At 61.0% G+C, this 13947-nt stretch carries 14 protein-coding genes; 6 read left to right on the forward strand and 8 right to left on the reverse strand.

The window, feature by feature from the left end:
* Nucleotides 1–59 precede the first annotated feature (59 nt).
* Together cpaB and ACI3GR_RS02310 are read right to left on the reverse strand one after the other, a co-directional pair.
* Nucleotides 60–920: a Flp pilus assembly protein CpaB gene (gene cpaB / locus ACI3GR_RS02305; RefSeq protein ID WP_407492301.1), complete on the reverse strand. Its 861-nt coding sequence runs from the start codon at nt 918–920 to the stop codon at nt 60–62.
* 202 nt (nt 921–1122) lie between these two features.
* A complete protein-coding gene (locus tag ACI3GR_RS02310) occupies nt 1123–1347 on the reverse strand; it encodes a hypothetical protein (protein WP_407492302.1) in 225 nt (74 codons plus the stop codon).
* A gap of 344 nt (nt 1348–1691) precedes the next feature.
* Between ACI3GR_RS02310 and ACI3GR_RS02315 the strand changes: the two genes are divergently transcribed.
* Nucleotides 1692–2528: a lytic transglycosylase domain-containing protein gene (locus tag ACI3GR_RS02315; protein WP_407492303.1), complete on the forward strand. Its 837-nt coding sequence runs from the start codon at nt 1692–1694 to the stop codon at nt 2526–2528.
* Nucleotides 2529–2618: 90 nt separating this feature from the next.
* Here the strand turns inward: ACI3GR_RS02315 and ACI3GR_RS02320 are convergent, their stop codons facing one another.
* The 6 genes from ACI3GR_RS02320 to tldD form a co-directional block, all read right to left on the reverse strand.
* On the reverse strand, nt 2619–3242 hold the full coding sequence (locus tag ACI3GR_RS02320) for a CoA transferase subunit B (RefSeq protein ID WP_407492305.1): 624 nt from the start codon (nt 3240–3242) through the stop codon (nt 2619–2621).
* Nucleotides 3242–3946, reverse strand: a complete 705-nt coding sequence (locus ACI3GR_RS02325; RefSeq protein ID WP_407492306.1) for a CoA transferase subunit A — start codon at nt 3944–3946, stop codon at nt 3242–3244. The genes ACI3GR_RS02320 and ACI3GR_RS02325 overlap by 1 nt, the downstream gene beginning before the upstream one ends.
* Nucleotides 3947–4091: 145 nt before the next feature.
* The gene (locus ACI3GR_RS02330; protein ID WP_407492308.1) at nt 4092–4667 is read right to left on the reverse strand and encodes a L,D-transpeptidase; all 576 of its coding nucleotides are present in this window, start codon (nt 4665–4667) and stop codon (nt 4092–4094) included.
* A gap of 152 nt (nt 4668–4819) precedes the next feature.
* Complete coding sequence (gene topA / locus ACI3GR_RS02335) at nt 4820–7438, reverse strand: type I DNA topoisomerase (RefSeq protein WP_407492309.1); 2619 nt, start codon at nt 7436–7438, stop codon at nt 4820–4822.
* Nucleotides 7439–7552: 114 nt separating this feature from the next.
* On the reverse strand, nt 7553–8683 hold the full coding sequence (gene dprA, locus ACI3GR_RS02340; RefSeq protein WP_407492311.1) for a DNA-processing protein DprA: 1131 nt from the start codon (nt 8681–8683) through the stop codon (nt 7553–7555).
* A gap of 122 nt (nt 8684–8805) precedes the next feature.
* Nucleotides 8806–10224 (reverse strand): metalloprotease TldD, encoded by a 1419-nt coding sequence (gene tldD / locus ACI3GR_RS02345; protein ID WP_407492312.1) that lies wholly within the window; start codon nt 10222–10224, stop codon nt 8806–8808.
* A 198-nt stretch (nt 10225–10422) separates the two neighbouring features.
* On the opposite strand from tldD, the gene coxB reads away from it, so the two are divergent.
* From coxB to ACI3GR_RS02370, 5 genes are all read left to right on the forward strand, one after another.
* Nucleotides 10423–11328, forward strand: a complete 906-nt coding sequence (gene coxB / locus ACI3GR_RS02350; RefSeq protein ID WP_407492313.1) for a cytochrome c oxidase subunit II — start codon at nt 10423–10425, stop codon at nt 11326–11328.
* A gap of 82 nt (nt 11329–11410) precedes the next feature.
* The gene (cyoE, locus tag ACI3GR_RS02355; RefSeq protein ID WP_407492315.1) at nt 11411–12349 is read left to right on the forward strand and encodes a heme o synthase; all 939 of its coding nucleotides are present in this window, start codon (nt 11411–11413) and stop codon (nt 12347–12349) included.
* Nucleotides 12349–12516: a cytochrome c oxidase system small membrane protein gene (locus ACI3GR_RS02360; RefSeq protein WP_407492316.1), complete on the forward strand. Its 168-nt coding sequence runs from the start codon at nt 12349–12351 to the stop codon at nt 12514–12516. The genes cyoE and ACI3GR_RS02360 overlap by 1 nt, the downstream gene beginning before the upstream one ends.
* The gene (locus ACI3GR_RS02365) at nt 12516–13091 is read left to right on the forward strand and encodes a cytochrome c oxidase assembly protein (RefSeq protein ID WP_407492317.1); all 576 of its coding nucleotides are present in this window, start codon (nt 12516–12518) and stop codon (nt 13089–13091) included. The genes ACI3GR_RS02360 and ACI3GR_RS02365 overlap by 1 nt, the downstream gene beginning before the upstream one ends.
* A gap of 31 nt (nt 13092–13122) precedes the next feature.
* Nucleotides 13123–13923 carry a cytochrome c oxidase subunit 3 gene (locus ACI3GR_RS02370; RefSeq protein WP_407492318.1) on the forward strand — a complete coding sequence of 267 codons (801 nt, stop codon included), beginning with the start codon at nt 13123–13125 and terminating at the stop codon, nt 13921–13923.
* Nucleotides 13924–13947: the final 24 nt, after the last annotated feature.

Raw genomic sequence — 13947 nt, forward strand, 5'->3', positions numbered from 1 at the left:
TGATGCAATGAAGCCGCAGGGGGTTCCCCGCGGCTTCGTCGTTGTTCTGTGCGGGTCTCTTATTTGCAGGCGATCCGCGTTTCCACCACTTCGGACCCACGGCGGGTGCGGATGGTGCAGATTTCTTCCTTGGGCTTTTCGCGCACTTCCTGGATTTGCGGCGCTTCGGCCAGACCAAGGAGCGACCGTTGGTCAACCTCGATCGCCTCGGCAACCGTGTCGTCAAAGTTACCCACCAGCGACAGCGACAGGCGACCTGTCGATTGGGCCTGCGCCAGCGCGCCCACCTGCTGCGGGTTCACGGCCACGGTCACGGTCCGGGCGATCATCGCTTCGGAATGGTCACCGTTGGCCATCTGGTCAACTGCGATCAGGGAAATCCCGGTTTCGATCAATTTCGTCACCTCGCCAGAGGAGTTGCGGTCCATCCCGTCAACACGGCCCGTCCAGTAGACGTCGACCTTGTCACCCGGACGCAGGAAGCCCGACACGCCCGAGGCCACGTCGACCTTGATCGCGAAGGCGCGCATACCTTTTTCAAGGCGCGAGGTCAGGCCAGCGTCTTCGCCGGGGTTGGTGACCTTGATATCCATAACCGCTTCGTTTCGCTCCATCGCGCGCAGGACAAACCGCGGGCGGGGGTCGTTTTCGGGGAACAACGCGTTCTCTTCAGAGAAAAAGCCTTCGGGCAGCGCCGCGGCGGGCCATTCGATCTGGCGCACGTCTTCGCGGTTCAGCTGTTCGCCGTATTTCAACGGCTTGTTCATTACGTAAACCATCTTGGTCGGAACCGTTTCGGGTTCCTTGACCGAGGCCTCTGCCAGCATGGCCTGCTGGGCCAGGAAGTCCTTGACCATGATCACCGCGAACCCGGCAAGGCCAAGGCCGACGGCAAGTACCAATCCAAATACTGCTCTCATTTCGTTACCCTCATTCGGTGGCCTGTCTGCGCCACGTGCTCTGCCCCGGTCATTCTGCGGGGGTTCAGGTTAATATTTGGCCAATGAATGTGGCAAAAGCGGGGACCGCCTTGGGTTCTTGTGTGACCTGCGTACGTTTCGCATGAAAAAGGCCGCGTCCCGAAAGACGCGGCCCATTGTTCAGGTCGGTGCGACCGTCGGCTTAGGTGCCGCCAGTGCCGCCCGTGCCGCCGGTGCCGCCAGTGCCACCTGCGGGCTCGATGCCGCCCATGTAGGTGTTGACCTTGCCGGTCAGCGTGGTGGTACCCGTGTTGATGGAGCCATAAGCAGCAACGCCCAGGCCAACAACAGCGGCGGTCAGGACAACCCAGTCAACCGTAACGGCGCCGGCTTCGTCCTTGCGGAAGTTCTTGATAAACTTGATCATATTTCGTCCCTCCAGAGGATCATACACGTATTCACGTCCGCTCTAGTTACAGGCGCCGGGCTCTCTCTTCCGACACCACCTTTGCGGCACGGTGCTATATAGCCTGTTGAATTGGGCAGGATTTGGGCACGATTGCAGCGAAACGAAAGAAAATCGCAATCGACCCTAAGAAAAGGTTAACGACTTGTAATCAATTGAAAATACCTCACTTTGAGTGGCCTCAGACAGGTATCTGAGTGACAAATACGCCACGAAAAACGGATCAGACTGGCCTGACTCCTGCGTTTCTGCGACACTGTCCTCAAAACAAAAGCAGTTAAATAGCAGTGAAGACAGGCACCTTCATGCGACAGGCACCCATATTTCCCGCCCTCAGGGCGATTTTGGCCGTAGTCACGCTCGGTCTGACACCCGTGGCAACGATGGCTGAGCCGCCGGATTTCCCCGAATTCACGTTCAAACGGGTCAAACCCCCCAGCACCTCTTCGGGCAAACGGATCACGGTACAGATCACCGATCCGCTGCCACCGCCCGGCAAAGCCGCGGCCCCCAAGGCCGAAGTGCAGGAGGTTGTCGCCGCAGCCCCCGCAATAACCGCCTATGACTGGTTCTGGGACGAGGTGTCGCCCGATCTGACCGCCGCAGGCCCCGACCGTCTGGAACCTGCGTTGAACAAGCTGGCCAATCCCCCGGGCGGCAAATCCGTTCCCGCGCCGCGGCTGGAAACCTTGTTGAACATCACCCAAACCCACGGCGCAGACATTCTGATTTCGACCATTGGAACCAAGGTATCGCCCGCGCTGGCCTTGGCGGTGATCGCCGTCGAGTCGGGCGGTCGGGCCGATGCCGTCAGCCATGCGGGTGCCGAAGGGCTGATGCAGCTGATGCCTGCCGCAGCCGAACGGTTCGGCGTTACGGATCGCAAGAATGCCAAGGAAAGCATTCAGGGCGGGGTCAGATATCTTGATCGGTTGATGAAGGATTTCGACGGCGATCCGGTGATGGTGCTGGCGGGGTATAACGCGGGCGAAAATGCTGTGCGCAAACACGGCGGCGTGCCACCCTATGCGGAAACGCGGGATTACGTGCCCAGGGTGCTGGCAGCCTTTGCCGTGGCGCGGGGGCTTTGTTTGACGCCGCCGATGCTAATTTCGGACGCCTGTGCGTTCCGGCAGCCGTAAGGCGATTTTGCCTTCGGCATGGATATTTTCATCAAGCTGAAAGACAAAGAGGCGCCCGAATGGACGCCTCTGAATGTGATGTAAGTAAGCTTAGACGATCGTCGCTTCGGTCGCGGCGCGCATCTCTTCTTCGGTGACGCCGTCGGCCAGTTCGACGATCTTCAGACCGCCTTCGACCACGTCCAGCACACCGAGATTGGTGATGATCCGGTCGACCACGCCCGTACCCGTCAGCGGTAGGGTGCATTCCTTCAGGACCTTGGATTCCCCGGCTTTGTTCTGGTGATCCATGACGACGATGACGCGCTGCACACCGGCAACCAAGTCCATCGCGCCGCCCATGCCTTTGACCAGCTTGCCCGGGATCATCCAGTTCGCCAGATCGCCGTTTTCGGCCACTTCCATCGCGCCAAGGATTGCCGCAGCGATCTTGCCGCCACGGATCATGCCGAAGGAGGTCGCACTGTCGAAATAGGCGGTGCGGGGTAGTTCGGTAATCGTCTGTTTGCCAGCGTTGATCAGGTCAGGGTCTTCGTCGCCTTCGAACGGGAAGGGACCCATGCCCAGCATGCCGTTTTCGGACTGAAGCGTGATGTCCTTGTCGCCAACGTAGTTCGACACCAGCGTCGGGATCCCGATGCCGAGGTTCACATAGGTGCCGTCTTCAAGTTCCTGGGCCGCGCGTTCGGCCATCTGGTTACGATCCCAAGGCATTATGCATCCTCCCGCGTGCGCACCGTGCGCTGTTCGATACGTTTTTCATGCTCGCCCTGAATAATCCGGTGCACGTAGACGCCCGGCAGGTGGATGTGATCGGGATCAAGCGACCCGGTCGGCACGATTTCTTCGACCTCGACCACGCAGACCTTACCGCAGGTGGCGGCGGGCGGGTTGAAGTTACGGGCGGCCTTGCGGAACACCAGGTTACCGGTCTCGTCCGCTTTCCACGCTTTCACGATGGACAGGTCGGCGAACATGCCGGTTTCAAGGATGTAGGTTTCGCCGTTGAAATCCTTGTGTTCCTTGCCCTCGGCAATCTGGGTGCCGACGCCGGTTTTGGTGTAGAAGCCGGGGATACCCGCGCCACCGGCGCGCATACGTTCGGCCAGCGTGCCCTGCGGGTTGAATTCCAGCTCCAGCTCTCCGGACAAGTACTGGCGCATGAATTCCTTGTTCTCACCCACGTAGGACGAGATCATTTTCTTCACCTGCTTGGTCTGCAGCAGGATACCGATGCCGAAATCATCAACGCCCGCATTGTTGGATGCAAAGGTCAGGTCCTTGGTTCCTGCGTCCTTGATCGCCTGCAGCAGCAATTCGGGGATACCGCACAGACCAAAGCCGCCGGATGCGATGAACATGCCGTCGAACAGCAGGCCATCCAAAGCCTCTGCCGCCGAGCCATACACTTTTTTCATGAAGCCCTCCTGAAAAATCGCCTTTCTGATGGCCCCCAGCCGGTCAGAAGTCAACAACTTGCCGCACTGCGGAAAAGGAGAACCCACGATGCGGGTCAAAGTCGGGCGATCAGGGGAAATATGCCCCCAATCGCCCAAAGTCGCATCAGATGACGCGGACCTGAGTCCCAATTGGCGTGATCGCGAAAAGCTCTTCGATCGACGGATTGAACAGGCCAATGCAGCCGTCCGAGCTTTGGCGACCGATCTTGCGCGTGTCATGCGTGCCGTGGATCAGATAGGCGGGCCAGCTAAGATACATGGCGTGGCTCCCAAGCGGATTGTCCGGTGCGCCGCCCTCAACCGGTTTCCAATCGGGAAAGCGTTCCATCTGGCTGGCGGTCGGGGTCCATGTGGGGCCGACCTTCTTTCGCACGATTTCCGTGTAGCCACGCTTGGTCAGCTCATCCGTGCGGGGCACGGAGGTCGGGTAAATCCGGTAATCGCCCTCTGCTGACCAATAATGCAGCGCGCGGCTGCTGGTGTCGCAGACGATGGCCGCCTTGCCCAGATCGTCGAAATGGTCCTGCCAGTCCTGACGGATAAAGCTCGACGAATTGCGGCGAACGCCGTCCTCTGGCTCGGCTTCGGGCAACGATTGCGACAGCGCAAGGCGCGGGGCGGCAAGCATGGCGGCGCCTGTCAGGATCAGGCCGCGGCGGCTAAGGGGAAAACGGGTCATATTGGCTCCTGCTCGGGACATGGCGCATATCTGGCGCAAGGGCCTGCAGGACGCCAATCACATACAGTTTATAAGATGTATTCTGCGCGCAATTCCGCCGTTGCGGGAAACGGAAGAAGGCAAAAGCCCCGGCGCAGGGCCGGGGCTTTGGGTTAATCTTCTTTCTTGGCCGCCTTCTTGGCGGGCGCTTTTTTCGCCGCTGGCTTTTTGGTGGCGGCTTTCTTTTTCGGCGCGGCCTTTTTCTTGGGTGCTTTCTTCCCGGACTTCGCGGCCTTTTCGGCAATCAATTCGACCGCCTGTTCCATGGTCAGAGTGTCCGGATCGGTATCCTTGGGCAGGGTCGCGTTGATCTTGTCCCATTTCACGTAAGGCCCGTACTTGCCCTCCATGATCGACATCATGCCGCCTGCATCGGGATGTTCGCCCAAGTCTTTCAACGTCTTGGCCTTGGCCCCACGGCCCCCACGGCTGGCCACCTTTTCGGCGATCAGCTGCACGGCGCGGTTCATGCCGACGGTCCAGACCTCGTCGATACCGTCAAGGTTGGCGTTCGTGCCACCCCGGTCCGAGGTCGACTCGGCGTGTTTGATGTACGGCCCATAGCGCCCGATATTGGCCCAGACGTTCACCCCATCTTCGGGATGCTGGCCGATCAGGCGCGGCAGTTGCAGCAGCATCAGGCCCTGTTCCAGCGTCAGATCCTCTGGCACCCAATCCTTGGGCACCGACTGACGCGGCGGTTTCTTGTTCTCTTCGGTCACTGCGCCACGCTGCACGTAGGGGCCAAAGCGCCCCTTGAACACGCGGATTTCGTCACCGTCATCGACGCCCAGCAGCTTGCCGTCGGGCGGGATCGCGCTGGCCTCGGCCTCGGGATCGGGCGGGCCGAAGGGGCGGGTGTAGCGGCATTCGGGGTAGTTAGAGCAGCCGATAAACGCACCACCCGACCGTGCGGTGCGCATCGACAACCGGCCAGCACCGCAGTTCGGGCACAGGCGGGGATCGCTGCCATCCTCGGTCGGCGGGAAAAGGTGCGGCTCCAGCACCTCGTTGATCTTTTCCAGCACTTCGGTGATGCGCAGTTCGGACGTCTCGGCAATCGCAGCCGAGAAATCGCGCCAGAAGCGGCCCAGCACATCCTTGTAATCCCGGTCGCCGGCCGACACATCGTCCAGCTCGGCCTCAAGATCGGCGGTGAAATCGTATTCGACGTAGCGGCGGAAGTAATTCTCGAGGAAGACCGTGACCAGACGGCCCTTATCTTCTGGAATCAGGCGGTTTTTGTCCTTCACCACGTAGCCGCGATCCTGAATCGTCGTGACGATCGAGGCATAGGTGGACGGGCGACCGATCCCCAATTCTTCCATACGTTTGACCAGCGTCGCTTCGGTATAACGCGGTGGGGGCTGGGTGAAATGCTGTTCGGGCGTGACGGCGCGCTTGTCCATCTTGTCGCCTTCGGAAATCTGCGGAAGGCGCTTGTCGTCGTCATCGACCACGTCGTCGCGGCCTTCTTCGTAGACCCGCAGGAACCCGTCGAACAACACGACCTGACCGGTCGCGCGCAGGCCGACCTGACCATCGCGGCTGCCGATCTCGACCGTGGTGCGTTCCAGCCGCGCACTTTCCATCTGGCACGACAGGGTGCGTTTCCAGATCAGATCATAAAGCTTTTTCTGATCCGCATCCGTCAGACGCAGGCTGTCCGCATCGGCCGTCATTTCGGTGGGCCGTATACATTCGTGCGCTTCCTGCGCGTTCTTGGCCTTGTTTTTATAAACCCGCGCCTGAGAAGGCACGTATTCCTTGCCGAACCGATCGCCGATGGCGGCGCGGCAGGCGTCGATCGCCTCGGGCGCCATGTCGATGCCGTCGGTCCGCATGTAGGTGATGTGTCCGGCTTCATACAGTCGCTGCGCGGCCTGCATGGTCTGGCGGGCGCCCATGCCGAATTTCCGGCTGGCTTCCTGCTGCAGGGTCGAGGTCATGAAGGGCGGCGACGGGTTCCGGGTGCCGGGCTTCGCCTCGACCGACTGAACCGTCAGATCGCGCGATGTCACGGCCTGCACCGCCAGCTCCGCCGCGGTTTGATCCGCGATGTCGTAGCGGTCCAGCTTCTTCCCACCCAAAACGGTCAGGCGGGCGTCAAATTCTTGCCCACGCGGCGTGGCAAGGGTCGAGGTCACGGACCAGTATTCCCGGGCGCGGAACGCCTCGATCTCCATCTCACGCTCAACAATCAGGCGCAGGCAGACGGACTGCACGCGGCCCGCGGACTTGGACCCGGGCAGCTTACGCCACAGAACAGGGGACAGGTTGAAGCCCACCAGATAGTCCAGCGCGCGGCGGGCCAGATACGCCTCGACCAGCGGGGCGTCGACCTGACGAGGGTTTTCCATCGCCTGAGTGACAGCGGCCTTTGTGATGGCGTTGAACACGACGCGGCTCACTGGGGTATCTTTCTTGATCGCCTTGCGGGCGCGCAGCGCTTCTTCAAGGTGCCAGGAAATCGCTTCGCCTTCGCGATCGGGGTCGGTGGCGAGGATCAGCGCATTGTCGTCTTTCAGCGCGTCGGCGATGGCTTTGACATGCTTTTTGCTGTCGCTGGCCACCTCCCATTTCATGTCGAACTCATGCTCGGGATCGACGGAACCATCTTTGGGGGGCAGGTCGCGAACGTGTCCGTAAGAGGCCAGAACAGTGTAGTCCGGCCCCAAATACTTGTTGATTGTCTTTGCCTTAGCTGGGGATTCGACAACAACAACGGGCATGCTCATTCCTCTCGACTCTGGGTCGGCTATATGGCGGCGGACCATGTGGGCGACAAGGGGGGAATGTCAATCGCGCCAGTCAGGGCGCGTCAAATTAGCTTGATCCGGCGGGCATTAGGCCAGTGACAGCATCCCACCGGCCTGCCGTCTGACGCGGCCCTCAAGCTCAAGCCGCGTAATCTCTGGGGATACGATCTGTGCCTTGCTGGCCAGATCGCGGATCAACTGGTCTTCGGCGACCGGTGCGGTGCTAAGCTTGTTGAGGATCTGGCTGTGCAATTCGGCCGTTTCCTGAAGGCTGCGCGTCTCTGGTGGCGCGGATGGCAAGTCCATTTCCGCCTGCGGGTCTGCCTTGGGCAGCGCATCGATCACATCGGCGGCAGATCGTACCAGCGTCGCCCCATCGCGGATCAACAGGTTGCATCCCGTCGCGCGTCCGTCGAAGGGGTGGCCCGGCACGGCCATCACGTCGCGCCCCTGATCCAGCGCGGACCGCGCGGTCAGCAGGCTACCGGATTTCGCCGCAGCCTCCACCACGATCAAGGCCTGAGCGAGGCCAGATATTATGCGATTGCGCCGGGGGAAATGCCGCGCCTGTGGCTGCGTGCCCATCGGCATTTCCGACACACGCGCGCCATGGGTAAGCATTTCAACAGCCAGTTTCGCGTTTTCCGATGGGTAAAGCACATCGACCCCACCCCCCATCACCGCCACGGTTCCCGTCGTCAAAGCCGCCTCATGCGCCGCGCCGTCGATCCCACGCGCCAGGCCCGACACGATGACAAACCCGGCCTCTGCCAGATCGGCGGCCAGTGCGCGCGCCATCCGTAGCCCAAGCGACGATGCATTCCGCGACCCGACGATACCAATCATGGGACGAGTCATGGCCTGATCGTCACTCTGCACCCAAAGCATCGGCGGCGGATCGGCGATATCCAGAAGTTGTTGGGGGTAGTCAGGCGTGCCTACGAACACCAGTCGCGCGCCAGCCTTGCGGCCTGCCTTCACTTCGGCCCGCGCGACACCTTCGGGGCAGGGGGCATAGTCGTCGACCCCGGCGGATGCGGCGACATGCGGCAGCGCATCCAACGCGTCAGCGGCTGATCCATGTTCATGAAGTAATCGGTAGAACGTCGATATTCCGACCCGGTAAGAGCGCAAGAGACGAAGCCACGCCAGCCGTTCATCTTCCGTGGTGGGTGGGAGTGGGGGGTGAGTGGAAGGATGTATTTCCACGACCGTCATGCCTCCGCCTGCTTGCGGAATCAGGTATAAGCAAGCGGGGTTAATTAAGAGTGAACAGCTTGGTTAATCGTTGCTTACCCGGAAACGACAGGGCCGGACGCGCCGGCCCTGATCACGTCTTCTTAGGCCGAGCCGCCGACCGTCAGCCCGCCGATCAGCACCGACGGTTGGCCAACGCCCACGGGCACCCATTGCCCCTGTTTGCCGCAGTTGCCCATCCCCGGGTCCAGCGCCATGTCATTGCCAAGCGCCCGGATGCGCGTCAGCGCCTGAGGTCCGTCCCCGATCAGCGTCGCCCCTTTGACTGGCGCACCGCGTTTGCCGTCTTTGACCAGATAGGCTTCGGTACAGGAAAACACGAACTTGCCAGAGGTGATGTCGACCTGACCGCCGCCAAAGCCCACCGCATGAATCCCGTCCTTCATCTCGGCCACGATCTCGTCCGGCGTTGCATCGCCGCCCAGCATGTAGGTGTTCGTCATCCGCGGCATTGGCGCATGAGCATAGCTTTCGCGGCGGCCGTTGCCTGTAGGCTCCACCCCCATCAGACGCGCGTTCTGGCGGTCCTGCATGTAGCCGACCAGCACGCCGTCTTCGATCAACACGTTCTTGCCGCTGGGGGTGCCTTCGTCGTCCACCGTGATCGATCCGCGACGATCCGGGATCGTACCGTCATCCAGCACCGTCACGCCCTTGGCCGCGACCTGCTGACCCATCAGACCCGCAAAGGCCGATGATCCTTTACGGTTGAAATCGCCCTCCAGCCCATGGCCGATCGCTTCGTGCAGCAGGATGCCGGGCCAGCCGGGGCCCAACACGATGTCCATGACACCCGCAGGCGCAGGCACAGCGTCCAGATTGACCAGCGCGATCCGCAACGCCTCGCGCGCCTTGGCCTGCCAGTCCGCCGCATCCAGCAAACCGTTCAGCCCGACGCGCCCGCCGCCGCCCGCCGTGCCGGATTCGCGCCGCCCGTTCTGTTCCACGATGACCGAGACATTGACCCGCACCATCGGGCGCGCGTCGCGGACGATGCCGCCTTCGGGGCGCAGAATCTCGACCTCTTGCAGGGACGCCATGATCGTCGCGCTGACCTGAACAACCCGAGGGTCAAGATCGCGGGCGAAGGCGTCGATCTCTCGCAGGGTTTCGACCTTGACCGGGAACTCCGCACCGGCGATCGGATCCGCATCGGTATAAAGTCGTGAGTTCGTGGCACGCGGCGCAGGGGCCATCGCACCGCCACCATCCCCCACGGCCATACGAGCGGTTTCGGCAGCGCGCTTCAACGCGGCCTCGGAAATCTCGGTCCCGTGGGCATAGCCGGTGACTTCACCCGCCACGGCGCGCAGCCCGAACCCTTCAGAGGCGTCGTAGCTGGCCGTTTTGATCCGCCCGTCGTCAAAGTGCAGCATTTCCGAACGTTTGCGTTCCAGAAACAGCTCTCCGTCATCGCCACCGGCGACGGCGTCGCGCAGGATCTGAAGCGACTGACCTTCGTCGAGAAGAGAATCAAAGGGGCGAAACGGGGTGTCTGACATGATGCGGGCCTCCTGACCGGCGACTATTCGGGCCATGTTTTTTTGATTTAGATCAAAAAAGCGTCCGAATGCCGCAAGCGCGATTATTGTGGTGTTGGAAAGAATATGGTTTTAAACGACCCCAAACAACGACGGGTGTCCGAATTTTCGGTATCCTTTCGTGCACAGATCACAAGACTCAACCGATCAGGGTGTCACATGCGTAAAATTACCAGCCTTTCGGCCCTTCTGGCGACCTTCGCCACCTTCCCCGCGATGGCGCAGGACCTTGAAACCGTCGGTAAGCCTGAGCCGGGTGCCATTGGCTTCCAGCCGGCAGTGACCGAAGTGGCCCGCGACCTGCAGTGGCTGGATCACATGATCCTTTATATCATCACGGCCATCGTGATCCTGGTGTCGGCACTGCTGATCTACGCGATCTTCCGCTTCAACAAGAAATCCAACCCGACGCCCGGCACCTTCACCCACAACTCTCCTCTGGAAGTGGCCTGGACGATCGTTCCGATCCTGATCCTTGTGTTCATCGGCGCCTTCTCTCTGCCGATCCTGTTCAAACAGCAGACCTTCCCCGAAGGTGACATCAACATCAAGGTGACCGGCTACCAGTGGTACTGGGGCTACGAATACACCGACACCGAATCCGGTCTGGCCTTCGACAGCTACATGCTGGGTCAGCCCGCCACCATGGACAGCGAAGACGACGAAGCGGGTGCCGTGGCATACGTGAACTCTGAAGGTATGGCTGCCAAGCTGGCGAAATTCGGCTACGCCCCCGATGAATTTCTGCTGGCCACCGACACTGCGGTTGTCGTGCCCGTGGGCGCAACGGTTGTCATGACCGTGACTGGTGCCGACGTGATCCATTCGTGGACGATCCCCGCCTTCGGCGTGAAGCAGGACGCAGTGCCCGGTCGTCTGGCCCAGCTGTGGTTCGCCGCTGACCGTGAAGGCGTCTACTTTGGTCAGTGTTCGGAACTGTGTGGCAAAGACCACGCCTACATGCCGATCACCGTCAAAGTGGTCAGCCAGGAAGTCTACCAGGCATGGCTGGCCGCCTGTGAAGAAGCTGGCGAATACGTCGATCCGTCGCAGCTGAACGTCTGATCGATTGGCGCCCGGGTATCCCCCCGGGCGTGACCGACCCGCGTCCCGTAATCCGGGGCGCGCTTAGACACACGAGACCATTATGACTGACGCGAGCATTCAGACGCAGGCAGACACGGGCGAGGCGCAGTTCGGCGACTTTGTTGCCCTGCTCAAGCCGCGTGTGATGTCCCTTGTGGTGTTTACCGCCGCCGTCGGCCTGCTGGCCGCTCCCGGCTCTGTGCATCCCTTTGTCGCCTTCTTCGCCGTGCTCTGCATCGCCATCGGCGGCGGCGCGTCTGGCGCGCTGAACATGTGGTACGACGCGGATATCGACCGGGTGATGAAACGCACCTCTGGCCGTCCGATCCCGTCGGGCCGCGTGCAACCGGCTGAAGCGCTGGCCATCGGTCTGACCCTGTCGGGGTTCTCTGTCGTGATGCTGGGTCTGGCGACCAATTGGGTCGCTGCGGGCCTTCTGGCCTTCACCATCTTTTTCTACGCCGTTGTCTACACGATGTGGCTAAAGCGCTGGACGCCGCAGAACATCGTGATCGGTGGGGCGGCAGGTGCCTTCCCTCCGATGATCGGCTGGGCGGCTGTGACCGGCGACATCACGCTGGCATCCGTCCTGATGTTTGGCCTGACGTTCCTGTGGACCCCGCCGCACTTCTGGGCTCTGGCGCTCTTCATGAACTCTGACTACGAAAAAGCCGGTGTGCCGATGCTGACCGTGACCCACGGTCGCCGCACCACCCGCCGTCATATCTTTGCCTATACCTTCCCGCTGGCCGCGCTGGCCGTGGGGCTGGCCTTCACCTCTGTCGGTGGCCCGATCTACCTAGCCGTCGCCGTGGTGATGAACGCGCTGTTCGTCAAAGGCGCCTGGGACATCCTGCGCCGGGACGAGGCGCAATCCGAAGCCGACAAATACAAAGTCGAAAAGCGCTACTTCGCCTTCTCGCTCTTGTATCTCTTTGTCCACTTCGGCGCGATCCTCGCCGAAGCAGCCCTGCGACCCTGGGGTCTGGGAGGCTGGTGATGGCATTTCGTGAACCCCATGACCTTCACAAACGTCGGTGGAGCCGGAATATCGGCCTTGGCGTCGTTCTGGCCGTGTTCGTATCGCTCGTCTTTGGCCTGACCGTGGTGAAGGTGTCGCAAAACCCTGAACGCATCCACAACACGCTGAAGGAGGCATCCCAGTAATGGCATTGTCTGGCACCAAGCGTACCGTGGTTCAAACCGTTGGCGTTGTCGCCGTGATGGCGTCGCTCGGCTTTGCCTCGGTCCCGCTGTACGATCTGTTCTGCCGGGTCACCGGTTTTGGTGGCACCACGCAGACAGCCGACGGAACCGGCACCGATATTCTGGACGAAACGATCAAGGTGCGTTTTGACGCTTCGATCGACAAGGGCATGCCCTGGACGTTCAAACCCGTTCAGCGGGAAATGGAGCTTCGGATCGGTGAATCCGGGCTGGCGTTCTATGAAGCGCACAACCCTACCGATCGCCCCGTGGCTGGCACAGCCAGCTACAACGTCTTCCCCTATGAGGCGGGCGGGTATTTCACCAAGATCGAATGCTTCTGCTTCACCGAACAGGTGCTGCAACCGGGCGAGACCGTCCAAATGCCGGTCACCTTTTACGTGGATCCCGAAATCGTCGAAGACCGTGACGCCAAACACGTTCACACGATCACTCTGGGCTACACTTTTTATGAAACCGACCTTCCGACGCAGCAGGCACAGCTTGCGACGGACGAAGGCAAAGATGTAAACTAAAGACCGCAGGTCACCGAACGAGGGCACCAAGATGGCGCATGAGAAAAACCACGACTATCACATTCTGGCACCGTCGATTTACCCGTTCCTCGGGTCCGTCGCGGCTTTCATTATGCTCTTTGGCGGTGTCATGTGGATGCACGACAGCGGCCCATGGATCTTCCTGATCGGCTTTGCCGCCGTGCTTTACACCATGTTCGGCTGGTGGTCGGAAACGGTTAAGGAAAACAAAGCTGGCGATCACACCAAGGTGGTTCGCATCGGCCTGCGCTACGGCTTCATCCTGTTCATCATGTCCGAAGTTATGTTCTTCGCGGCATGGTTCTGGACCTTCTTCAAGCACGCGCTCTACCCGATGGGCGAAATGTCCCCGATCCGCGACGGCCAGTGGCCGCCCGCCGGGATCGAAACCTTTGACCCTTGGCACCTGCCGCTGATCAACACGCTGATCCTGTTGTGCTCGGGTGCGGCGGCAACTTGGGCGCACCACGCCCTTGTGCACGAAAACAACCGTAAGGACGTGAAAAGCGGTCTGATCATCGCCATCGCTCTGGGCGCGATCTTCACCGTCTTCCAAGCCTACGAATACAGCCACGCGGCCTTCGGCTTCTCGGGCAACATCTACGGCGCGACCTTCTTCATGGCGACCGGCTTCCACGGCTTCCACGTCATCGTCGGCACGATCTTCCTGTTCGTCTGCCTGATGCGCGTCTACGCCGGCCACTTCACCCCCGATAACCACGTCGGCTTTGAAGCGGCAGCTTGGTACTGGCACTTCGTTGACGTCGTCTGGCTGTTCCTCTTCGCAGCCGTCTACATCTGGGGCGGCTAAGCCCCGGTGGGCTTCGCCCCACCT

Source organism: Pseudooceanicola aestuariicola (assembly GCF_045763785.1).
Lineage (GTDB): Bacteria > Pseudomonadota > Alphaproteobacteria > Rhodobacterales > Rhodobacteraceae > Pseudooceanicola.

What these genes read in the sequence shown, in the direction of transcription:
- coxB (WP_407492313.1), top strand. Translation starts at nt 10,423, where the DNA reads ATGCGTAAAATTACCAGCCTTTCGGCCCTTCTGGCGACCTTCGCCACC.
- ACI3GR_RS02315 (WP_407492303.1), top strand. Translation starts at nt 1,692, where the DNA reads ATGCGACAGGCACCCATATTTCCCGCCCTCAGGGCGATTTTGGCCGTA.
- ACI3GR_RS02325 (WP_407492306.1), bottom strand. Translation starts at nt 3,946, where the DNA reads ATGAAAAAAGTGTATGGCTCGGCGGCAGAGGCTTTGGATGGCCTGCTG.
- ACI3GR_RS02320 (WP_407492305.1), bottom strand. Translation starts at nt 3,242, where the DNA reads ATGCCTTGGGATCGTAACCAGATGGCCGAACGCGCGGCCCAGGAACTT.
- cyoE (WP_407492315.1), top strand. Translation starts at nt 11,411, where the DNA reads ATGACTGACGCGAGCATTCAGACGCAGGCAGACACGGGCGAGGCGCAG.
- ACI3GR_RS02365 (WP_407492317.1), top strand. Translation starts at nt 12,516, where the DNA reads ATGGCATTGTCTGGCACCAAGCGTACCGTGGTTCAAACCGTTGGCGTT.
- dprA (WP_407492311.1), bottom strand. Translation starts at nt 8,683, where the DNA reads ATGACGGTCGTGGAAATACATCCTTCCACTCACCCCCCACTCCCACCC.
- topA (WP_407492309.1), bottom strand. Translation starts at nt 7,438, where the DNA reads ATGCCCGTTGTTGTTGTCGAATCCCCAGCTAAGGCAAAGACAATCAAC.
- tldD (WP_407492312.1), bottom strand. Translation starts at nt 10,224, where the DNA reads ATGTCAGACACCCCGTTTCGCCCCTTTGATTCTCTTCTCGACGAAGGT.
- ACI3GR_RS02310 (WP_407492302.1), bottom strand. Translation starts at nt 1,347, where the DNA reads ATGATCAAGTTTATCAAGAACTTCCGCAAGGACGAAGCCGGCGCCGTT.
- ACI3GR_RS02330 (WP_407492308.1), bottom strand. Translation starts at nt 4,667, where the DNA reads ATGACCCGTTTTCCCCTTAGCCGCCGCGGCCTGATCCTGACAGGCGCC.
- ACI3GR_RS02370 (WP_407492318.1), top strand. Translation starts at nt 13,123, where the DNA reads ATGGCGCATGAGAAAAACCACGACTATCACATTCTGGCACCGTCGATT.
- ACI3GR_RS02360 (WP_407492316.1), top strand. Translation starts at nt 12,349, where the DNA reads ATGGCATTTCGTGAACCCCATGACCTTCACAAACGTCGGTGGAGCCGG.
- cpaB (WP_407492301.1), bottom strand. Translation starts at nt 920, where the DNA reads ATGAGAGCAGTATTTGGATTGGTACTTGCCGTCGGCCTTGGCCTTGCC.